19 protein-coding genes and 1 pseudogene are annotated in these 20,086 nt (G+C 66.9%); 8 read left to right on the top strand and 12 right to left on the bottom strand.

Annotation, left to right across the window (positions count from 1 at the left end):
* The 3 genes from G3N99_RS15780 to G3N99_RS15790 all read right to left on the bottom strand — a co-directional run.
* On the bottom strand, window positions 1–1,058 hold a 1,058-nt coding region (locus tag G3N99_RS15780; RefSeq protein ID WP_277396376.1), incomplete at its 3' end, for a hydantoinase/oxoprolinase N-terminal domain-containing protein.
* A gap of 120 nt (window positions 1,059–1,178) precedes the next feature.
* Complete coding sequence (locus tag G3N99_RS15785) at window positions 1,179–2,477, bottom strand: MFS transporter (protein ID WP_174938268.1); 1,299 nt, start codon at window positions 2,475–2,477, stop codon at window positions 1,179–1,181.
* A 78-nt stretch (window positions 2,478–2,555) separates the two neighbouring features.
* Window positions 2,556–3,329, bottom strand: coding sequence for a putative hydro-lyase (locus G3N99_RS15790; RefSeq protein WP_206122854.1), 774 nt, complete (start codon window positions 3,327–3,329; stop codon window positions 2,556–2,558).
* Between the two features lie 205 nt (window positions 3,330–3,534).
* On the opposite strand from G3N99_RS15790, the gene G3N99_RS15795 reads away from it, so the two are divergent.
* Together G3N99_RS15795 and G3N99_RS15800 are read left to right on the top strand one after the other, a co-directional pair.
* Window positions 3,535–4,467: a LysR family transcriptional regulator gene (locus G3N99_RS15795; protein ID WP_011356169.1), complete on the top strand. Its 933-nt coding sequence runs from the start codon at window positions 3,535–3,537 to the stop codon at window positions 4,465–4,467.
* Between the two features lie 170 nt (window positions 4,468–4,637).
* The gene (locus G3N99_RS15800) at window positions 4,638–5,582 is read left to right on the top strand and encodes a hypothetical protein (protein WP_206122855.1); all 945 of its coding nucleotides are present in this window, start codon (window positions 4,638–4,640) and stop codon (window positions 5,580–5,582) included.
* Between the two features lie 86 nt (window positions 5,583–5,668).
* Here G3N99_RS15800 and G3N99_RS15805 read toward each other — a convergent pair whose 3' ends face one another.
* From G3N99_RS15805 to G3N99_RS15835, 7 genes are all read right to left on the bottom strand, one after another.
* On the bottom strand, window positions 5,669–7,369 hold the full coding sequence (locus G3N99_RS15805) for a hypothetical protein (protein WP_206122856.1): 1,701 nt from the start codon (window positions 7,367–7,369) through the stop codon (window positions 5,669–5,671).
* A 197-nt stretch (window positions 7,370–7,566) separates the two neighbouring features.
* A complete protein-coding gene (locus tag G3N99_RS15810) occupies window positions 7,567–7,893 on the bottom strand; it encodes an antibiotic biosynthesis monooxygenase (protein ID WP_039354446.1) in 327 nt (108 codons plus the stop codon).
* 65 nt (window positions 7,894–7,958) lie between these two features.
* Window positions 7,959–8,945, bottom strand: coding sequence for a YkgJ family cysteine cluster protein (locus G3N99_RS15815; RefSeq protein WP_206122857.1), 987 nt, complete (start codon window positions 8,943–8,945; stop codon window positions 7,959–7,961).
* Complete coding sequence (locus G3N99_RS15820) at window positions 8,939–9,748, bottom strand: MetQ/NlpA family lipoprotein (RefSeq protein ID WP_206122858.1); 810 nt, start codon at window positions 9,746–9,748, stop codon at window positions 8,939–8,941. The genes G3N99_RS15815 and G3N99_RS15820 overlap by 7 nt, the downstream gene beginning before the upstream one ends.
* Window positions 9,745–10,794: a formylglycine-generating enzyme family protein gene (locus tag G3N99_RS15825; protein WP_206122859.1), complete on the bottom strand. Its 1,050-nt coding sequence runs from the start codon at window positions 10,792–10,794 to the stop codon at window positions 9,745–9,747. Before G3N99_RS15825 ends, G3N99_RS15820 begins: the two co-directional genes overlap by 4 nt.
* Before the next feature lie 16 nt (window positions 10,795–10,810).
* The gene (locus G3N99_RS15830; RefSeq protein ID WP_206122860.1) at window positions 10,811–12,769 is read right to left on the bottom strand and encodes an arylsulfatase; all 1,959 of its coding nucleotides are present in this window, start codon (window positions 12,767–12,769) and stop codon (window positions 10,811–10,813) included.
* A 213-nt stretch (window positions 12,770–12,982) separates the two neighbouring features.
* The gene (locus tag G3N99_RS15835) at window positions 12,983–13,702 is read right to left on the bottom strand and encodes an SDR family oxidoreductase (protein WP_206122861.1); all 720 of its coding nucleotides are present in this window, start codon (window positions 13,700–13,702) and stop codon (window positions 12,983–12,985) included.
* Between the two features lie 461 nt (window positions 13,703–14,163).
* Here G3N99_RS15835 and G3N99_RS15840 point away from each other — a divergent pair, with 461 nt between their 5' ends.
* The 6 genes from G3N99_RS15840 (at window position 14,164) to csgH (ending at window position 18,670) form a co-directional block, all read left to right on the top strand.
* Complete coding sequence (locus G3N99_RS15840; protein ID WP_174988512.1) at window positions 14,164–14,769, top strand: CsgE family curli-type amyloid fiber assembly protein; 606 nt, start codon at window positions 14,164–14,166, stop codon at window positions 14,767–14,769.
* Between the two features lie 45 nt (window positions 14,770–14,814).
* Entirely contained in the window at window positions 14,815–15,237 is a 423-nt protein-coding gene (locus G3N99_RS15845) for a curli assembly protein CsgF (RefSeq protein ID WP_241011672.1), read from the top strand.
* Window positions 15,238–15,262: 25 nt separating this feature from the next.
* Window positions 15,263–16,201 carry a CsgG/HfaB family protein gene (locus G3N99_RS15850; RefSeq protein ID WP_174938250.1) on the top strand — a complete coding sequence of 313 codons (939 nt, stop codon included), beginning with the start codon at window positions 15,263–15,265 and terminating at the stop codon, window positions 16,199–16,201.
* Between the two features lie 29 nt (window positions 16,202–16,230).
* Window positions 16,231–16,773 (top strand): hypothetical protein, encoded by a 543-nt coding sequence (locus G3N99_RS15855; RefSeq protein WP_206122863.1) that lies wholly within the window; start codon window positions 16,231–16,233, stop codon window positions 16,771–16,773.
* Window positions 16,774–16,904: 131 nt separating this feature from the next.
* Window positions 16,905–18,278, top strand: a complete 1,374-nt coding sequence (locus G3N99_RS15860; RefSeq protein WP_174938247.1) for a hypothetical protein — start codon at window positions 16,905–16,907, stop codon at window positions 18,276–18,278.
* A gap of 71 nt (window positions 18,279–18,349) precedes the next feature.
* On the top strand, window positions 18,350–18,670 hold the full coding sequence (gene csgH, locus G3N99_RS15865; RefSeq protein ID WP_206122864.1) for a curli-like amyloid fiber formation chaperone CsgH: 321 nt from the start codon (window positions 18,350–18,352) through the stop codon (window positions 18,668–18,670).
* Window positions 18,671–18,797: 127 nt separating this feature from the next.
* On the opposite strand, the gene G3N99_RS15870 is transcribed toward csgH, so the two are convergent.
* A complete protein-coding gene (locus G3N99_RS15870) occupies window positions 18,798–19,691 on the bottom strand; it encodes a DMT family transporter (protein ID WP_206122865.1) in 894 nt (297 codons plus the stop codon).
* A 232-nt stretch (window positions 19,692–19,923) separates the two neighbouring features.
* Window positions 19,924–20,086, bottom strand: a pseudogene (locus G3N99_RS41910) (LysR family transcriptional regulator); the annotation flags it as partial.

Genomic DNA, 20,086 nt, shown 5'->3' on the forward strand with positions numbered 1-20,086 from the left:
GATTCCTGCCCGACGCGCAGCCGCGCGCCGTCGAAGCCGAGCACCGAGCCGCCGCCCGCCGCAACCGTATGGATGCTCATCATCGGCGCGCGCATCCGCACGCCGGCCACCTGCGTCTCGAACACGCGCTCGAACTCGCCGTGATAGTGCGACACGTCGGTCGACGTGCCGCCCATGTCGAAGCCGATCACGCGCTCGAAGCCGGCCGCCTGCGCGGCGCGCACCATCCCGACGATGCCGCCGGCCGGGCCCGACAGGATCGCGTCCTTGCCCTGGAACGCGTCGGCGCGCGTCAGCCCGCCGCTGCTCTGCATGAACTGCAGGTTCACGCCCGGCATCTCGTGCGCGACCTGCTCGACATAGCGGCGCAGGATCGGCGACAGGTACGCGTCGACGACGGTCGTGTCGCCGCGCGACACCATCTTCATCAGCGGCGACACCTCGTGCGACACCGACACCTGCGTGAAGCCGATGCGGCGCGCCAGGTCCGCCAGCGCGCGTTCGTGCGCGGTGTAGCGATAGCCGTGGATCAGCACGATCGCGAGCGCTCGCACGCCCGAGTCGAACACGCGGCGCAGCGATGCTTCGGCGCCCTGCGCATCGAACGGCACGACGATGTCGCCGTGCGCGCCGATGCGCTCGTCGATCTCGACGACGGTCTCGTACAGCGCGTCGGGCAGTACGATGTCGAGATCGAACAGGCGCGGCCGGTTCTGGTACGCGATGCGCAGCACGTCGCGAAAGCCGCGCGTCGTCGCGAGCGCGGTGCGTTCGCCCTTGCGTTCGAGCAGCGCGTTGGTCGCGACCGTCGTGCCCATCTTCACCATGTCGACGCACTCGGGCGTGATCGGCTCGCCGGCCGCGAGGCCGAGCAGGTGACGGATCCCGGCCACGGCCGCGTCGCGGTACTGCTCGGGGTTCTCCGACAGCAGCTTGTGCGTGACGAGCGTGCCGTCGGGCCGGCGCGCGACGATGTCGGTGAACGTGCCGCCGCGGTCGATCCAGAATTGCCAGCGTGCGGCGTCGGAGGGAACGGGGGAAAGGTGTCGGTCAGTCATGATGTCGGGTCGATGCGTCGTGGAATCGTAGGACGAGCGCCGCCGCACGGCGCGCGTCGCGCGCCGTGTCACGGGGTCGGTCAAAGGGGAAGAAAAACGAAGGGCCGGCCGGCCCGCCATTTACGCGGCGTCGAGTTCGCGGCCGCGGGTCTCGGGCAGCGTCAGCGCGGCGACGATCACCACGCCGTACGCGGCGACCGCGAAGATGCCGATGCTCATGCCGAGCCCGTATTGCTTGGACAGCGCGCCGATCAGGAACGGGAACAGCGCACCGATCGCGCGGCCCACGTTGTAGCAGAAGCCCTGGCCGGAGCCGCGCACGCGGGTCGGGAACAGCTCGGTCAGGAATGCGCCCATCCCCGAGAAGATGCCCGACGCGAAGAAGCCGAGCGGGAAGCCGAGCCACAGCATCGATGCGTTGGTCAGGTTCAGCGACGTGTACGCGAATGCGATCACCATCGAGCCGACCGCGAACAGGATGAAGTTCGGCTTGCGGCCGAGGCGGTCGGTCAGGTACGCGCTCGTCAGGTAGCCGACCCACGAGCCGAAGATGATCATCGCGAGATAGCCGCCGGTACCCATCACCGTGAGGTGCCGCTCGGTCTTCAGGAACGTCGGCAGCCACGTCGTGATCGCGTAGTAGCCGCCCTGCGCGCCCGTCGTCAGCAGCGCCGCGCGCAGCGTCGTCGTGATCAGCTTCGGCGCGAAGATCTCGGTGAGGCGCGGCGCATCGGCCACTTTCGCCTGCGCGGCCTTCTCCTTCTCGTAGACGTCCGGCTCCTTCACGTAGCGGCGGATCGCGACGACCAGCAGCGCGGGCGCGAGGCCGACGAGGAACAGCGCGCGCCATGCCTGCTCGGCCGGCAGCACCGAGAACAGCAGCGCATACAGCAGCGCGCACAGCCCCCAGCCGATCGCCCAACCCGACTGCACGAGGCCGACCGCCTTGCCGCGATCGCGCGCGCGGATCACTTCGCCGATCAGCACCGCGCCGGCCGTCCATTCGCCGCCGAAGCCGAAGCCCATCAGCGCGCGCGCCGCGACCAGCTGGTGGTAGTTCTGCGCGAGCCCGCACAGCGCGGTGAACACGGCAAACCACAGCACGGTGAGCTGCAGCGTGCGCACGCGGCCGATCCGGTCGGACAGGATGCCGGCGATCCAGCCGCCGGCCGCCGACGCGAGCAGCGTGATCGTGCCGATGAAGCCCGCATCCGCGAACGAGATGCCCCAGGTCGCGACCAGCGTCGGGATCACGAACGACAGCATCTGCGTGTCCATCCCGTCGAGCATGTAGCCGACCTTGCAGCTCCAGAACGCGCGGCGCTCGCGCGGCTGCGCATCCCCGTACCACGAGAACAGGCCGTTGCGCTCGGGGCTCGCGGGCTCCGCGGCGTTCGCCGCGAGGGTCTTGCTTTCCATGGTGGTGCTCCTGTCGTTATGCGCCGTCAAATGGCAATCGTGCGTGCGGGTGGTCGTGCGGTTGGTCGTCGCCGCGGGTCAGAATACGGCCAGCGACGCGTTCGTGATGTCGGTCATCAGCATGTGGCCGGGCGTATGCGCGATCGCGATCGGCAGCTTCGCGTCCATCAGCGCGGTTTGCGGCGTCACGCCGCACGCCCAGAACACCGGCAGCTCGCCGTCGCGGATCGTCACCGCGTCGCCGAATTCGGGGGCGTTCAGATCGGCGATGCCCAGTTCGCGCGGATCGCCGAGATGGATCGGCGCGCCGTGCACGCCCGGAAACCGGCTCGTGATCTGCACCGCGCGGATCGCGTCGGCGCCGCGCATCGGCCGCATCGACACGACGAGCTGGCCGCCGAAGATCCCCGCGCGGCGATTCGGAATCGACGTGCGGTACATCGGTACGTTGCGCCCCTCCTCGACGTGGCGCAAGCCGATCCCTTCGCGGGCCAGCATGTCCTCGAACGAGAACGAGCAGCCGATCGCGAACACGACGAAATCGTCGCGCCACAGCGCTTCCAGCGACTCGACGCGTTCGGTCAGGCGGCCGTCGCGGTAGACGTTGTAGCTCGGCACGTCGGTGCGGATGTCGAGATCCTCGCCGAGCGCGCTGACCCGGAACGCGCCCGGTTCGCCGACGCCCAGCAGCGGACAGGCTTTCGGGTTCGCCTGGCAGAAGCGCAGGAAATCGTGCGCGACCGCTTCGGGCAGGATCGCGAGGTTCGCTTGCGCGTACGGGCCGCAGTGGCCTGCGGTCGGGCCGCGGAACGCGCCGTGGCGCACGGACTGGCGGAATTCGGAAGGCGTCATGAGGTTCTATCGCAGATCGGTATGTCGTCGGGATGACGGTGCCGTGTCATCGGATACGGCGAAGAATAGAAAAGAAAAAATTTTGTCGCCAACGAGTTTTTTTGCGCTCCGTGTATAGAATTTCTTAACGGATCTTGGGGTTTTCCCCGGCTCCGTTCACTTTTCCTCACCGGCAAAGTGCGCATCCACCCTCTTTCCGGCCGCCATGAACACGCGTTTTCTCGAAACCTTCGTCACGCTCGCGAAGCTGCGCAACTTCCGCACGACGGCCGCCGCGCTGCACGCGACGCCGGCCGCGATCTCGCAGCGCCTGAAGGCGCTCGAGGACGAACTGCAGACGGTACTCGTCGACCGCGACAGCCGCGAATTCCGGCTCACGCCGAACGGCGAATACCTGCTCGGCTACGCGAAAGCCGTGGTCGAGGCGACCCAGGAGCTGCAGGCCGCCGCGTCCGGCGAGAGCGCGCTGCGCGGCAAGCTGCGGCTCGGCGTGATCGAGACCGTCGTGCACAGCTGGCTGCCGCACTACATGCGCCGGCTGGCGGCCGACTATCCGCAGCTCGAGATCGACCTGACCGTCGACGTCAGCGTCGTGCTGCAGCGCCGGCTGATGGCGGGCGAGCTCGACCTGATCATCCGCGTGGAAGGCAGCGACGAGGCGTCGGTCGTGTGCGATGCGCTCGCGAACTATCCGGTGCGCTGGATCGCGCGCGCGGGGCTGCTGCCGAACACGCGCACGGGGCTCGCGCGGCAGGTGCTGCGCCAGCCGATTCTCACCTACGGGCGCGGTACGGCGCCTCATCGTGCGCTGGAAGATATCGTCCGCACACTCGCGCACGCGCACGGCGTGCCGCTGTCGGACACGCGCATCACCGGATCGCCGTCGATCTCGGTGATCGTGCAGCTCGTGCGCGACGGGTTCGGCGTGGCGGCGATTCCGGTGCTGTTCGTCGATGCGCTGATCGAAAGCGGCGAAGTCGTGGAGCTGCCGCTGCAGCCGTCACCGCCGTCGATCGTCGTGTCGATGTCGCGGCGGGCCGATGCGCCGCGGTTCGTACACGGCGCGTCGATTGCGGCGCGGGCCGCATGTCACGAGTATTGCGAGAAGAGCAAGCGGTTGCTGGTCGAAGCGCTTTGATGCGGTGCGGGCCGGCGGATGGCGAGGCCGGGCATCCTGGCTACGCATTCGACATCGCCGCGCGAATCGCCCACAATCGCCAGCGGCGCGTGGCCGCCACGCGTCGTGAATGCCGGCACGGCCGTCCGGCATTCAACGCTTCGCACGCCCCTGCACAACAAGAAGGCAACATGCAGACTCGCACCGCTTCCGCTCGCCTGAACCTCGCGCGCGCCGTCATCGTCGCGCTGTACGTCGTGTCGCTGCTGCTGCCGGTCGCCGCCGAACCGCCGAATGCGGCCGGCGCCGTGAACTGGTGGCGCGGTTACATGGTGCTCGCGATCGGCCCGCTCGCGATCCTCGACCTGCAATTCGCGTGGCTCGGCAACCCGCTGCTGGTCGTCGCACTGATCAAGCCGAACCGCATCGTGTCCGCGCTGCTCGCCGTGGCCGTGGCCGTGGCCTTCGCACTCGGATGGCACACGATCCCGACCGGCCCGGACTACAAGCCGATCCATGCATTCGGCATCGGGTACTACCTGTGGATGGCGGCGATGGCCGGCGCCGCCGCGTTGCCGTGGATCGGCGGGCGCGGGAAGCAGGATGCCGCCGCGTCAGCGGCGGCGATCGCGCCGGATGCCCCGGCCGCATCGATCGATCCGATGGATTTCATTGATCCGATGGATGCGATGGAGGCCGCCGAGCGTGCCGATTCCGGCGGCGCGGCGCAACTCGACACCGCACCGTCACCGCCCGTTTCGCCCGTCCCGCCGAGCCACTGGGCGGTGACCGCGACCGATACGCGTATCGACGCGACCGATCACACGGGCGCAACGCACGGAATCGCGCTGTCCGACCTCGGTGCGGTCGTGATCGAAACCAACGACCAGGGGCCGTACGGGTCGTCCGTCTGGTGGATCCTGTTCGATACGAACAAGCAGTTCGCGTGCGGGTTCCCGCAGGGCGCCGACGGCGCGAAAGCGGCGGTCGACCGGCTGCTCGACCTGCCGGGCATCGATCACCGCACGGTCATCGATGCGCAAACATCGGTCAGGAACGCGATGTTCCCGATCTGGCAGCGCGCGGCGCAGGCGCAGGTGGAGCCGAACGACGGTGAAACGCAACGCGCCGACTGAATCCTCGCCGCAACAAAGTTGAGGGGCACGGCCGTGGGACTCGCGGCCGTGCCCTTGCCCCCGGCATCAGCCGGGGCGCACCTGCGTCAGTGCGACCGCCCCGTGTCCGTCCCCGGCGCGAACTCGATACCCCGCAGCACTTCCGCAAACTTCGCAGTCCGCAGTACGGCGAATTGCTCGTGCGCAGCCGTCGCCGCGCTCGTGTTCTTCAACACGTCACGCACTGCGACCAGCCGGTTCGGATCCGCGCCGACATCGCCGTTGCCGCTGACCGTCGACGTAATCGCCCAGATCGTCACCGTGCCGTCGCGTTCGACGCGGCCCGTCAGGTTGCGCAGGCCGCCCGTCGCCGGTGCCCACGGCAGGCCCGTCGCCGAGTTGTTGCCCGCCGGATAGCCCGCGACCGAATACGGCTGACCGAGGTTCAACCCGTTCTGCAGCGTGTATGCAAGCTTCCACTGCTTCGTGCCTGCGTCGTAGACCCACTTCTGCAGGCCCGCCGTCGTCTGCGCAGCGGCATGCGTGTACAGGTCCGCGCCGCCCGTGTAGCCGTCGCCTTCGTCCGCGACATACAGCGTGTTCGCGTCGGCGAACCAGATCCCGAACGGATAGGAGAGCGTCGTCGCGGTCTTGTTCGGCGTGGTCGGGAAGCCGGCCAGCACGCACATGTTGTTCGGCAGGCCGGCCGTCTGCAGCGTGGCGGCGTTGTACGCGAGCGGCGCCGTCGGCAGCACGGCCTTCGGCGACGGCACGCCGACGCCCGACGGGCACGCGGTGCCGGTCGTATCGACGAAGTACACGGTGTTCACGCCGTTGCCGCCGCTGCCCTTCGTGTAGTACACGACGTTGTCGTGCACCGCGATGCCGCGGAAGTTGTCGTCCTTGCCGATCTTGTCGGCCTTCGCGCCGAGTTCCGTGACCGAGAAGCTCGCGAGCGGCGTCGGCACGCCCGGATCCTGCTGCGCTTCGTGATGCTTCGCGCCATCGATGAACTGCGCGCCCGCGCCGAGGATCACGTTGTCCGGCTGCGGGTTCGAGCCGTTGCCGGCGTTGCCCGACGTGTAGTAGATCTCGTGGCCGTCGCGATTGTTCAGGATCGCCGCACGGCCGTTGTTGCCGCTGTACGCATTCGTCTCGGTGAAGCGGAAATGCCCGTGGCGATCGATGCGCGCGATTGCGCGATAGAAGTTCTGCCCGTCCGGGTTCGTCGTATCGACCGCGAGCGGCGTGTTCGAGTTCGACACGTCGATCGTGTTGACCGGCGCGACGTAGCCCATGAACGTCAGGTAGCTGCCGTCGAGCGACAGGTGCAGGCCGAGTTCCGACTTCGAGCTGAAGCTCGTCACCATCTGGTCGTGCGCGAAGCCTTTCTGCAGGCTGTTCGGCACTTCGAGCGTGCTGACGACGCCGCCGGCCGGCGTGATCTGGTCGAGGAAGATGCGCGACGTGATGCCGAAGCTGCCATCGTAGCGGTCGTTGTTCCACACGTACGGATAGGTGCCGTCGTTCGGCGCGCCGGATGCCGTGCCGCAACCGCCGGTGGTCTTCGCGCAGTTCGGCGGCAGGATCGCGCCGGGCTGGACGTTGCTCGACACGTTGTCGTACACGCTGCGGCTGAGGACCAGGAAGCCCGGCACGAAGCCCGGCGTAAAACGGCTGTCGCCGTCGTTGTCATGCGGGGCAGCGTGTGCGCCGATGCTTGCGGCAATCAGCGTCAGGGCGAAGACGGGAACGGTACGATCGCGCAGCGCGCGGCGGCGCTTCGCGGACAAGGCGAAATTCGGCATGGACAAGGCTCCGTACGACATCGAGTGAGGACGTTGTTGGTGGACAGACTGACGACGTGAAGCCCCGCCACCTTAGCCATGCTTGATGAAGAATTGATTGCACGCGATGTCGCGGAAACCCGCGTGTAGACGTGGGTTTCCGGGTTCGTCGCCTTGTTATTGATCCGTAATGCGAAAGAAATGAATCAGACAGCCATTCAGGCGGATTGCCCCGCATGCGGCTGCGTGAGCTTGCCGTCGCCATACTCGCGCAACACTTTCGAAATCACCACGCGATAGCCGTCCAGCCAGCGCGCCTGCTTCGTTTTTGCCTCGAGGTGCGCCGGGTGCTGCATCAGCTGCTGCAGCGCCGCCTCCGACTCCCAGTAGTAGACGTTCTGGATCAGCCCCGATTCGGCGTTCTCCCACGTCTCCTCGCCGAGATAGCCGGGCGTCGCGCGCGCCATGTCGGCGATCTGCCGGTCGAGCCGGTGGAATTCGTCGTCGTATTGCCCGGCACGGAAAATGAAGGTCGACGCGTACATGCCCGCTCCATCGCAAGAGATTGAAAGAGCGCCGATTGTAAGGCAGGTGCAATACTTCGGGATTGTCAGGCGGCGAGCGTGTCGAAGTCCGGACGGTCGGCGAGCCACGCGTCGATGCGCGGTGCGTCGTCACGCAGGCCGGCCGCGGGCGCCGGCATCGTGGCCAGTGCGTGCCGCGCACGTTCGAGCGCCTGCGCGAAGCCGCGCAACTCGCGCGTCGCGGGCCGGTCGTCGGCATGCCGGCGCGCGAGTGCCGCTTCGATGTTCGCACCGATCAACGCGAGTTGCGCGTCGATGAATGCGATGCACAGCGCGTGGCAATGCGCGGACACCGATGCAACGGCCAACAGGACTGGCACGATCGACACGGTCAGGTAGCCGCCAGGCGCAAGCCGCGACAGCGCATGCCGCACGTCCTGCCCGCCATCGGTCAACGATGCGAACACCGCATCGCGCCACACCGCGCGCTCGAACGCGAGCGCATCGCGATACGCGTCGAGCGCCGCACGGTCTTCGACCTGCCCGGCCGTCACCAGCGGAATCGGAAAGGAAGACGCCACGGACGATTGCGCGCTCGCCGTTTCGACGATGCAGTTCGCGCCAAGCCACCCCGCATCGTCGCGCCGCGCGGCCAGCACACGGGACTGCAAGCGGTCGGGCAGCATCGGATCGAGCGGCACCGCGCGGCAGATTGACGGCTTGTCCGCATGCACGCTGCAGCGTCCGTCGTCGGCCAGCGCCGCGCACCGGCCGAGCGACGGATAGTCGTAGCCCTGCAGCGTCAGCGCGATCCATTCGTTCCCCGCGACACCGGAGCGATGAAACAACCGTGCCGCCAGCGCCTCGGACGCCGCGACGTCTTCCGCATCGAGCGCGTGCTCGCGACCGCCCGCATGCCAGCGCTCGCCCGCTCGCCGCTTCGGCACGCGACGGATCGTCAGCGCCCCGACGAAGCGATGCCGATGCCGGAACAGTTCGCGCAACGACAGCGTCGGCGCGCTGTTGCAGCAGCGTCCGCAGGCGTTGCACGCGAGCAGCCAGGTGTCTACCACGGCCGCCGCACCGAATCCTGATAGCGCGTGAGGATGAAGCGCGCGACGTCGTCCGAGTGATACGCGGCGACGAGCTGCGTCACCCACGGCTTCGCGCGATCGGCATCGCGCACCGTCAGCACGTTCGCATACGGCGAGCGCGCATCCTCGATGCTGATGCTGTCGCGCGCGGGTTGCAGCCCGGCGCGCGCGGCCTCGTCGCTGTCGATCGCGACGAACGCGACCGTGTCGAGCGCCGCGTAGAGGCGATCGCGCCGCAGCGCGACGAGCTTCAGCCCGAGCCGGTTGCCGGTCACGTCGCGCAGCGTCGCACGCAGGCCGGCCCGCTCGCGCAGCGTCACCAGCGTGTCGTTCTGCAGCAGCACGAGCGCGCGCGCCATCCCGCGCGGATCGGCGGGAATCGCGACCGTCGCACCAGGCTGCAGTTCGTTCAGGTTCTTCAATTTGCGCGAATAGAGCGCCATCGGCAGCGTGACGGTCGGCGCGATGTCGGTCAGCGCGTAGCGTTTCTGCGCGCGCGTCGCGGCAAGCTGTTGTCCATCCTCGAAGCTGGCTGCATCGATCCGGCCTTCGGCCAGCGCCGCATCGATGCGCGATGCATCGTCGAATTCGACGACGTCGACGCCCAACCCTCGCGACGCCGCGACCCGCTTCACTTCGTCCAGGATCTGCGCATGGACGCCGCGCGTCACGCCGACGCGCACGGCCGGTGCGGCCGATTCGGCGGCAACGGTCAAACCCGGATGAACGACCGCGCACGCCGCCATCAGCCATGCGCCCACGCAAGCCATGACGCGCTTCATGATGCATCCCTCAGAATCGTGCGAAACCCGATATGCGACGCGCCGAGATCGGCTTCCTGCTGTTCGCGCGACGACGCGCGATAGCGCACGCAGTAATCGCGCGAGCACAGGAACGAGCCGCCCTTGATGACCATCGGCGTATCGTGCCGGCGCGTCGGCGGCGCGACGGCCGCCGTATCGCCGTTCGTGTGCGACTGGTGCGGGCCCGTGTACGCGTCCTTGGTCCATTCCCATGCGTTGCCGATCATGTCGTAGAGCCGGAACCCGTTCGCCGCGTAGCAACCGACGGGCGCGAGCCCCGCATGGCCGTCCTCGGCCGTGTCGAGCACCGGGAACACGCCCTGCCAGTAGTTCGCGGCCGGCTTGCCCTGCGCATCGCGCGGCGCCGCATCGAGCGATGCATCGTCACGGCCGGCCTTGCCCGCGTATTCCCATTCGGCCTCGGTCGGCAGGTCGCGGCCGAGCCAGCGCGCATACGCGAGCGCATCGCGCTGCGTGACGAGCGTGACGGGCAGGTTGCCGAGCCCGTCGACGTCGCTGCCCGGCCCGCGCGGATGACGCCACGACGCACCCTTCACCCACGACCACCACGCCAGGTCGCGCGCGTTCATCTCGTCGCGCGTCGGCACATGAAACACGGCCGCCCCATCCTGCTGCTCGGCCTCGGTCACGTAGCCGGTCGCCTGCACGAACGCGGCGAACTGCGCGATCGTCACGTCGGTCTGGTCGATCCAGAACCCGCCGACACGCGTGCGGCCGTCGCCGACCGGGCGCTCGTCCGCATAGCCGCGCGTGCTGCCGAACGCGAATGCACCGCCGCGCAAGTGCACCATCCCGGCCTTCGGGTCGTCGCGCCATCCGGCCGGCAGCCCCGAATAGCCCGCGCACTGTCGCTCCGAGCCGAGCGGCGCAAGCGCGCGGCCGCGATTCGCGTCGTCGAATGCATCGCCCGCCGGCGCGACGGGATTCGCATAGCCGGCCGCAAACGCGGCGGCGAACAGCGTGGCGGCAAGCGCCGCGCCGATCGTCCAGAACCGGAACCGCATCGTGTCGCTCCCGGGTTCAGTAGTAGCCGCGCGGACGCAGCGGTTCGACACCGCCGACGTTGCTCATGTAGGTCTTCCACTGGTCGACGAGCGTGCTGATCACCGACGGGTTCTGCGCGGACACGTCGGTCGTCTCGCCGCGATCCGACGCAAGGTCGTACAGTTGCCAGTGACCGTCGAGCGGCCCGAGCGGCGGCTCGGTCCACAACGCCTTCCAGCGGCCGTTGGCGCTGCGCAGGTAGGCGCGGCCGTAGGCTTCGTCGCCGAAGGGCGCGGTATGCACTTCGCCCGTCGCGGTACCCGTGAGCACCGGCAGCAGCGACTGGCCGGTGACCGGATACACGTAGCGGTTGTTGTAGATCACCTTGCCCTTGTTCTGGTCGACGCCCGTCAGCGTGTTGACGAGCGGCGGCGCCGGCTGCGACGGCGGCGTGACGCCCGCGACCGCGAGGAACGTCGCCGTGTTGTCGGTCACGTGCGTGAAGGCGCGCAGCGTCGGCAACTGCTGCGTCTGGCCCGGCAGGCGCACGATCGTCGGCGTCGATACGCCGCCTTCGGCCGAATACCCCTTCGTGAGCCGGAACGGCGACGCGCTCACTTCGGCCCAGCGCAGCCCGTACTGCAGGCGCTGCGCGTTCTGCTTGCCGTTGTCGGTGCCGAGCGTCGAATAGATCGGCTCCTGCCCGTTCGCGGTGTCGGTCGCCGTCGGGTCGGCGCCACCGTCGATCGGCCAGCCTTCCGCGCCGTTGTCCGACTGGAACATGATGAACGTGTTGTCGTATTCGCCGATGTCCTTCAGGTGCTGGATCAGCAGGCCGATGTTGTAGTCGAGGTTCTCGACCATGCCCGCATAGATCTCCATGTAGCGCGCCTGAGCCTTGCGCTCGGCCGGCGACAGGCTCGACCACAGCTTGTCGACCTTGCCGGCGCCGTAGTCGCTGTAGCCGTCCGCGGCCGAATGCACCGCGCTGATGTATTTCGCGGCGGCCGTGCCGTTGTTCGCGGTCGCGGGCGACGCGGCCGTCGTTTCAGGCAGGCCGTCGAACGGCTTGAAATCGGCGGGGATCAGGCCGAGCGCCTTCTGCCGCGCGATCCGCGCGTTGCGGATCGCGTCGTAGCCGGCGTCGTACACGCCCGCATACTTGTGCAGCCACGGATCGGGCACCTGCAGCGGCCAGTGCGGCGACGTGAAAGCCGCATACGCGAAGAACGGTTTGCCGTCGCGCTGGTTCGAATCGATGTACGAGATCAGCTTCTGCGTATAGAAATCGGTCGAATAGAACACGGCCGGGCTGCCGCCCGTGCCGCCCGGCTGTCCGGGCTGGCCAGGCTGCACGTAGCGGCCGTCTTCCGTGTAGTTCGACGAGCCGGCCGGCTCGTGCGCGAAGTGGTTCGTCGCCGCACCGCCGAGCAGCACATAGCTGCGCTCGAAGCCCCACTGGTCAGGCGTCTGCCCGCTGCCCGTCGCGCTGCCGACGATCCCCGAGCCGATGTGCCACTTGCCCGCGATGTACGTGTGATAGCCGGCGTCCTTCAATAGTTGTGCGAACGACAATGCGCGATCGTTCAGGTAGCCCTCGTAACCGGGCAGCCCGCGCCGTTCGTCGGTCGGTACGCCCATCGTGCCTTCGCCGACGAGATGGTGGTCGGTGCCGGACACCAGCATCGCGCGCGTGATCGCGCAGACGGTGCCCGTGTGATGGTTCGACAGGATGCGGCCCGACGCGACGAGCGCGTCGAGGTTCGGCGTGTTGATCTCGCCGCCGAATGCATGGATGTCGGAATAGCCGAGATCGTCGGCCATGATGTACAGGATGTTCGGGCGTTTCTGAGCCAGCGGCGGCGTGGTGCTGGTGGGTGACGGCGGCGGATCGCTGTCGACGCCGCCGCACGATGCGAGCGACAGCGCACCGGCAATCGCGGCGCAGACGACACGGAAACGAAAAGCATGTAACGGCGACGCGGACTTTTTCATTGTTCTGAACGCTCGATCTACGGGATCGGCGATCTTAGCGTCGCGCGCGCGGCACCCAAAGTCCGATTCGTCACATGCTAACGGGGTGGCGGAATATGCGCGCAAGCAGAATGCCCGCCATCAGCGCGCACACATGTATGCACCCGCGATGCGCGCCGAAACCGGCCGCTGCCGGGCGCCGGGCCTACGGCGCCCGGTGCGTCGACGTCGGCTTCAACTGCGCCCGCCGAGACTGCCGCCACCGTCCACGGCCAGCACCTGCCCCGTGACGAAACCCGCCTCGTCCGACAGGAAGAATGCAATCACCGCGGCCACGTCGTCGGGCGTGCCGAGCCGGCGCGCGGGGATCGTCGCGAGCACCTTGCGTTCGGCTTCGCTGCCGACGGGCCGCGTCTGCCGGAACAGTTCCGTCTCGATCGGCCCCGGCGCAACCGCGTTGACGGTCACGCCATGTTCGGCCAGTTCGAGCGCCCACGTGTGCGTGCAGCCGACGAGCGCGCTCTTCGCGGCGGAATACGCGGTGCGATCGAGGCTGCCGAAAATCGCGCGGCTGCAGATGTTGACGATGCGCCCGTGGCCGCGTGCCTTCATCGCATCCGCAAAGTGCTGCGTGACCTGGATCGCGGCGCGCACGTTGAGATCGAACACGGTCTGCAGCGACTGGAAATCGATCTGCCCGAGCGGTTGCGGCAACACGATGCCCGCGTTGTTCACGATGCCGTCGACATCGTGCTGCTCGCTGATGCGCGCCAGGGTGGCTGCCGTCTGCTCGATGTCGGCGAGATCGCACGCGAGCAATGCGCCGGGGAAGTCGATGTCCTGCGCGTGACGCGCAAGGCCGACGACGCGATGGCCGCGCCGGGCGAGCAACGTGCTGACCGCGAGGCCGATGCCGCGCGATGCGCCGGTGACGAGATAGGTGCGAGATGACATGTGTGCTCCCGAAGTCCGTTCACGTGAATAGCGTGGAGAGAGGTTTCCGGGCCGGAAGCCCGGAACCTGCGCTTTCGTCCGACGATTCTACGTGCGTAACGGGGCGTTACGTCGTGTCGTTACGGGCGAACCCGTAGCAACACGTTACGTTTTCTCTGCATCAGCATCGCCAGGAATTTCCAAATCACGATTTTCCGGAAATATCGTCTGATTTAACTGTAATGCTCCATTTATAAAAGAAAGCTTGTTAATGAATATCGAACTCGCAAACGTTTTACGTGACAGAAATATGCCGCTCAAAAATTAGACGAATAACGACTTAAAAATATAAACCGTTTAAAACAGCAGCAGGCACGCCTCTTGCTGACTCCCCCCACCATGTGCCGCGTTCGACCAGGAACGAATAACCCAAAAAACGGGCGGCGCCATATTTCGTAAAAGTGCATTCGGGGGTCGGGGAAATGGTTTCGAGCGCAAGCAGGCGATTGGCCTGGGGGGCCGTGACGTGCCTGTCGCTTTTCGCGACGGCACGCGCGCAGGCTCAGGACACCCTCGACGCGCCGCCTGCCGCCGCGGCGAACGGCGGACATCCGATTGCGCCGCCCTCGACGCTGCTGAACGCCGAACGCGTCCTCGAAGCACCGAAGCCCGCGCCCGGCGCGGGCCCGGCCGCGGCGCAACCGGCCGCCGGCGCCGCGTCGGCCAGTGCCAAGGCCGCCGCCCGCCATGCCCTTCCGGAAGACCAGCTCGGCGGCACGGTCACGACCGATGCCGTGACGCTCGCCGGCCGCGATTTCTATACCTACTTCTCGCAGACGTGGTCGGAAATCCCGCTGAGCGAACGCTACATGGTCGCCATTCACGAACGCCCGTCCGGGCGTTACGGCAGCCTGATCTGGGTCGAATTCCAGCAAAAACGCGTGTTCCAGACCTTCCTGCCGATCGCGCGGGCCAACGTCAAGGCCGTGGCCGAAAGCGCCGCCAACATTTCCTTTCAAACCGTCATTCAGGACGATCTGTCGAATTTGTTGTTTCCCGATTCGGATCTGGCCAAAGACGAGATTTAGTCGATTAATCAAAAACAGGGGTTAGGGAAAATGAATCGAATCAGATTGAGCTTGATCGCCCTGGTCGCGATGACCGCGGCGTCGCCGTATGCGTGGTCGTCGACGCTGGTTTATCAGCCGAACAACCCGAACTTCGGCGGCAACCCGGCAAACGGCCCGAATCTGCTCAACGAAGCCAATGCGCAGAACAAGCATACGGATCCGTCGCTGTCGGCCTATTCGTCGCCGACGTCCACGTCGTCGCTCGACCAGTTCAATGCGCAGTTGCAGCAGGCGATCCTGTCGCGCGTTGCCGGCTCGGTGACGAACTCGATCGTCGGCACCAACGGCGAGCTCAAGCCGGGGACGATCAGCACGGGCAACTTCACGATCGTCGTGAGTGCGGCCGGCAACGGCAGCCTGCAAGTGACGACCACCGACAAGACGACGGGTGCGACCTCGACGTTCATCGTCAGCAACGGCCAATAAATCGAAAAAAACGACTGAGCGAATCATGAAAAAAAATGCTGAACGCACACGCTTCAACACGGGGATGACACGGATCGCCATGGGCGCGGTGTTGCTGCTGTCGCTGGTCGGCTGCGTCACGCGGCCGATGCCGGCATTGAGCAACGCGACGCTGACGCCGCCGACGCGCACCACGCGCGACCTCACGCATCTCCCGCCGCCGAAGGGCAAGATCGTCGCGGCCGTGTACGGCTTTCGCGACCTGACGGGGCAGTACAAGGCATCGCCGGACAGTTCCTTCTCGTCGCAGGTCACGCAGGGCGGCGCGTCGTTCCTCGTCAAGGCGATGCGCGACTCCGGCTGGTTCACGCCGGTGGAACGCGAGAACCTGCAGGACCTGCTGACCGAACGCAAGATCATGCGCGCCACCGACGGCGCGGATGCGAAGAAGGCGCAGAACGATGCGATGGCGCCGCTGATGCCCGCGAACATCGTGCTCGAGGGCGGCATCGTCGGCTACGACACGAACGTCCGGACCGGCGGGGCCGGCGTCGCCTACCTCGGGATCAGCGGGTCGACGCAATACCGGATCGACCAGGTCACCGTCAACCTGCGCGCGATCGACATCCGCACGGGCCAGGTGCTCAACAGCGTGTCGACGACCAAGACCGTCTACTCCTATCAGGTCGACACGGGCATCTATCGCTTCGTCGGCTTCAAGGACCTGCTGCAGGCGGAAGCCGGGCTGACGCGTAACGAACCCGCGCAGATCTGCGTGAACGAAGCGATCGAATCGGCGCTCACGCACCTGATCGTCCAGGGCGTCGCGAACCAGACCTGGGCGCTGAAGAACGACCAGGACTGGTACGACCCGACGATGCAGCGGTATCTGCAGGAAGACCGGAAATACGCGCAGGACATGGAGGACGCGAACACCGCGTACGACCCGCAGAAGATCGATCGCTCGGGCGTGTCCACTCATTAACCGGCATCAGGCCGGCCAGCGGAGAAAACATGATGAATCGACAGCGTGATCGGAACGGGCGCGCCCGCGTGATGCGGCGGGTGCTCGCGACCGTGTGGGCGGCGGCAGCCATGCAGGCGGCGTCGGCGGCACCCGTGCCGCTCAACGACCTCGGCGCGCCCGAACCCGCGTTCGACTACAGCGGCAACATCGTCGCGGTCCGGCAGAGCGGTGTCGGCAATACCGCATCGCTCGACCAGGCGGGCCACAACGGTGCGCTGGCCTGGCAGGCCGGCGACGGCAACTCGATCGTCGCGCGGCAGACCGGTGCGCAGAACTGGATCGCGGCGTCGCAGGTCGGCTTGGGCAACACGTTGAATGCGACCCAGCGCGGCAACGGCAACACGTTGCAGGTGCAACAGAACGGCGTCGGCAATTCGGTCGAATCGACGCAGGTCGGCACGTCGCTGTCGGCGCGCGTCACGCAGAACGGCATCAACAACGCGGTGAACATCGTGCAGGGCGGATCGAACACCGGCATCCAGGTGATCCAGACCGGCATCGGCGCGCGCGCCACGGTGGTGACGCGGTAACGGTTACGCAGCTTGCAAGTGCTTTGCTTGGAGTGGTGTGAGGTGTGGGACGTGAGAGCGTCCTCAATTGGCGGGGGTGCCGGCGAAGATCGACTTTTCCGGCGAATTTTCTTTCGAATCAGGAGCAACAAATGAAGGTGACCAAGTCTGCAATCGCAATCGCAGTGCTGATGCTCGCATCGGCTGCCGCACAGGCCGATTCGTCGGGGAACAACGTGAACATCGGGCAATCCGGCAACTTCAACTCGGCAACCGTCGAACAGACGGCGACGAGCGGTGATTCGGTGACGATCAACCAGTCGGCAGCCGGCAACGATCCCCGCTACGGGTTCGTCGCCAACGTGACGACCCAGGGCGGCAGCGGCGACACGACCGTGATCCAGCAGAACTCCTGGTGGGCGCAGCCGTATTCGAGCGTGAACGTGTCGCAGACGAACACGTCGAACGAGCGGAACTACGTGACGCAATCCGGTGGCGGCGATTTCTCGGCGAACATCACGCAAACGGCGTCGGTCTACACCGGCGGCCCGCAATACGACACCAACACGATCAACCAGTACAGCTATATCGACAGCGCGTCGATTTCGCAATCGGGCGGCGGCTGGAACAGCGTGACGATCAACCAGGGCACGCCGAGCCAGTCGGCGATCGGCAACAACGCGACCGTGACGCAGGCGGACACGTTCGGCAACACCGTCGGCATCACGCAGACCGGCAACAACGGCACCGCAAACGTCCAGACGACCTGGGGCGGCGGGAACGCGACGTCGATCACGCAAACCGGTGGCACGACCAACGCCAGCGTGACGCAGTTCGCCGAGGCAGGCGACCAGGTCACGACGACCCAGAGCGGCACCGAAACCGCCACCGTGAACTCGTCGTTCGGCGGCGGCAACACGACGACGATCTCGCAATCGGGCGGCGTGAGCGGCAACAACGCGACGGTGAACCAGCTCGCGGCGGCCGGCAACACGACGTCGATCACGCAGACCGCGGACGCCAACAACGCAACGGTCAACCAGTGGTTCGAGTTCGGCGACAACGCGACGATCAACCAGTCGGCTGCGTCGAACAACGCGACGATCACGCAGCAGTACGGCTACGGCAACAGCGCGTCCATCACGCAAACGGCCGCGTTCAACACGGCGTCGATCACGCAAACCGGCTCGAACGGTTCGACGGCATCCATCACGCAGGCGTCGGCGGACAACCTGGCGTCCGTGGCGCAGTCGGCATCGGGCTCGTCGACGACGGTGAGCCAGTCGGGCGACATCGGCAACTACGCCAATGCGTCGCAGACGGGTGCGGATGACGTGCTGAGCCTCTCGCAGGCCGGCGGCTTCAACATCATCAACGCGTCGCAAGTGTCGGGCTCGGGCAACCAGGGTTACGTGACGCAGAACGGCTACTTCAACAACGCCACGCTGGTCCAGCAAGGCAACGCGAACTACGCGAGCATCAACCAGAACGGCTTCAACAACACCGTTTCGGTCAAGCAGCACTAAGCGCCGCCGGCGTAACGAAAAGGCCGGACGGTTGCCCGTTCGGCCTTTTTTTCATTCGACAGGGGACGATCATGGTTGGCATTCACGATCTCAACGCCTATTTCGACATCGCCGCCAGTGCCGGCGGCGTGAACATCGTGCCGCACGTGCAGGCGACCGCGCCGGTCGACGTGTCGTACAGCCTGCGCATCACCAAAACCGGCGGCGCCGGCTCGGCCTCGCTGACGCGCTCCGGCGAATCGCGACTCGCCGGCGGCGAGGATCGGCCGCTCGCGACGATGCGGCTGAGCGTCGATTCCGGCGACATCTGCAAGGCGACGCTGGTGCTGCACGTCAATGGCGAGCACGCGGAGTATTCGGTGGACTGCAATCCGCAGCGGGCGCCAGGTTGAAACGGTGCGGCGCGGCGTCATCCAGGCCAGTCCGGGAGCCGCGCGAATTTCGCGTCGATGACCGGGACGTCGTCTCGACAGGCGAGATGCGCGCGGCGGGCTGCCTCCCGCGCGCATTCGATTCAGTTCAATAACGCATCACGAGAAACAGGCCCGCGGCCGCGAGCGCCATGCCCGGCCATGCGAGCGCACCGATCGTCTCGCCGAGCGCGACGAGTGCGATCAGCGCGGTCGCGGGCGGGATCAGGAAGAACAGCGCCGACACGCGCGACGCCTCGCCATACCGCACCATCGCGAGCAGCAGCGAGATCGCGATCAGCGAGTTGCAGATGACGAGGTATGCGAGCGAGCCGGCGAGCCCGGCGGTCCATTGCACGTGCATCGGTTCGAGCGCGAACGCGAGCGGCGCCGTGACCGCCAGGCCGACCGCGTACTGCACGAGATTCGCGGTGACCGGATGCACGTCGGTGCCGAAGCGCTTTTCCCACAGCGTGCCGCCGGTGATGCACGCAAGCGCGAACAGCGCGAACGCGAGCGCCCACGGCGACGCGACATCGACCGACGAACGCGCGAGGATCACCAGCACCGCACCCGCGGCGCCGAGCGCGAGCCCGATCCAGCGCAGCACGCCGACGCGCTCGCCGGCAATCATCGGCGCGAGCAGCCCGACGAGAATCGGCTGTTGCGACGTGACGAGCGCGACGGCGCCGGCCGACATGCCGAGCTTCAGGCTCAGGTACGTGAATGCGAAATAGCCGGCCTGCAGCAACAGGCCGACCACGACGAGATCGCGCCATGCGCGCGCCGTGTGCGGCAACGCGGGGCGCAGCCACAGGAACGGGCCGGCGAGCAACGCGACGACGCAGGCATAGCGCAGCGCGAGGAACGTGAGCGGATCGGCATAGCGCAAGCCGAGCTTCAGGAACACGAAGCCGCTTGCCCACAGCAGCAGGAACAGCGCGGGCGCGATGCGCAGCCAGCCGGGTTGCCGTGCGGCATTCGGGGTATCGATCGCCGTCATGCGCGCTCGCATTGTGTCGTTGCAGGGATATCCACCCCGCTCGCGCCGGGGCCGCGTGCATGCGTGCGCATCAGCGGCACACCGGATGACAGGTGAGGTTCGGTACGGTCACTGACGCGACGATGACGACCTGCGGCTCCCGCTTCATGACGGCATGTCCCCGGTATATTTGGCGTGCGACGATCATACGCCGCGTCAGCCGAACATGCTTCGTGGGGCTCTCGCGCCGACCTCAATCATCCGACGCCAGCATGCGCGGTATCTCGTCGACGAGCGCATCGATGACGACGCGCACCTTCGACGGCACCTGGCGCGATGCCGGCCGCACCGCGAACACTTCGGCACCCGACACGCTGTTGCTGTCCATCACGAGCGCGAGGCGGCCGTCGCGCAGG

The organism is Burkholderia sp. Ac-20392 (assembly GCF_017104585.1).
GTDB lineage: Bacteria > Pseudomonadota > Gammaproteobacteria > Burkholderiales > Burkholderiaceae > Burkholderia > Burkholderia lata.

Bases quoted from the DNA above. Each gene is read 5' to 3' on its own strand.
- G3N99_RS15785 (WP_174938268.1), bottom strand. From the start codon at position 2,477: ATGGAAAGCAAGACCCTCGCGGCGAACGCCGCGGAGCCCGCGAGCCCC.
- G3N99_RS15835 (WP_206122861.1), bottom strand. From the start codon at position 13,702: ATGTCATCTCGCACCTATCTCGTCACCGGCGCATCGCGCGGCATCGGC.
- G3N99_RS15860 (WP_174938247.1), top strand. From the start codon at position 16,905: ATGAAGGTGACCAAGTCTGCAATCGCAATCGCAGTGCTGATGCTCGCA.
- G3N99_RS15870 (WP_206122865.1), bottom strand. From the start codon at position 19,691: ATGACGGCGATCGATACCCCGAATGCCGCACGGCAACCCGGCTGGCTG.
- G3N99_RS15810 (WP_039354446.1), bottom strand. From the start codon at position 7,893: ATGTACGCGTCGACCTTCATTTTCCGTGCCGGGCAATACGACGACGAA.
- G3N99_RS15805 (WP_206122856.1), bottom strand. From the start codon at position 7,369: ATGCCGAATTTCGCCTTGTCCGCGAAGCGCCGCCGCGCGCTGCGCGAT.
- G3N99_RS15830 (WP_206122860.1), bottom strand. From the start codon at position 12,769: ATGAAAAAGTCCGCGTCGCCGTTACATGCTTTTCGTTTCCGTGTCGTC.
- G3N99_RS15820 (WP_206122858.1), bottom strand. From the start codon at position 9,748: ATGAAGCGCGTCATGGCTTGCGTGGGCGCATGGCTGATGGCGGCGTGC.
- G3N99_RS15800 (WP_206122855.1), top strand. From the start codon at position 4,638: ATGCAGACTCGCACCGCTTCCGCTCGCCTGAACCTCGCGCGCGCCGTC.
- G3N99_RS15840 (WP_174988512.1), top strand. From the start codon at position 14,164: ATGGTTTCGAGCGCAAGCAGGCGATTGGCCTGGGGGGCCGTGACGTGC.
- G3N99_RS15855 (WP_206122863.1), top strand. From the start codon at position 16,231: ATGATGAATCGACAGCGTGATCGGAACGGGCGCGCCCGCGTGATGCGG.
- G3N99_RS15825 (WP_206122859.1), bottom strand. From the start codon at position 10,794: ATGCGGTTCCGGTTCTGGACGATCGGCGCGGCGCTTGCCGCCACGCTG.
- G3N99_RS15850 (WP_174938250.1), top strand. From the start codon at position 15,263: ATGAAAAAAAATGCTGAACGCACACGCTTCAACACGGGGATGACACGG.
- G3N99_RS15795 (WP_011356169.1), top strand. From the start codon at position 3,535: ATGAACACGCGTTTTCTCGAAACCTTCGTCACGCTCGCGAAGCTGCGC.
- G3N99_RS15790 (WP_206122854.1), bottom strand. From the start codon at position 3,329: ATGACGCCTTCCGAATTCCGCCAGTCCGTGCGCCACGGCGCGTTCCGC.
- csgH (WP_206122864.1), top strand. From the start codon at position 18,350: ATGGTTGGCATTCACGATCTCAACGCCTATTTCGACATCGCCGCCAGT.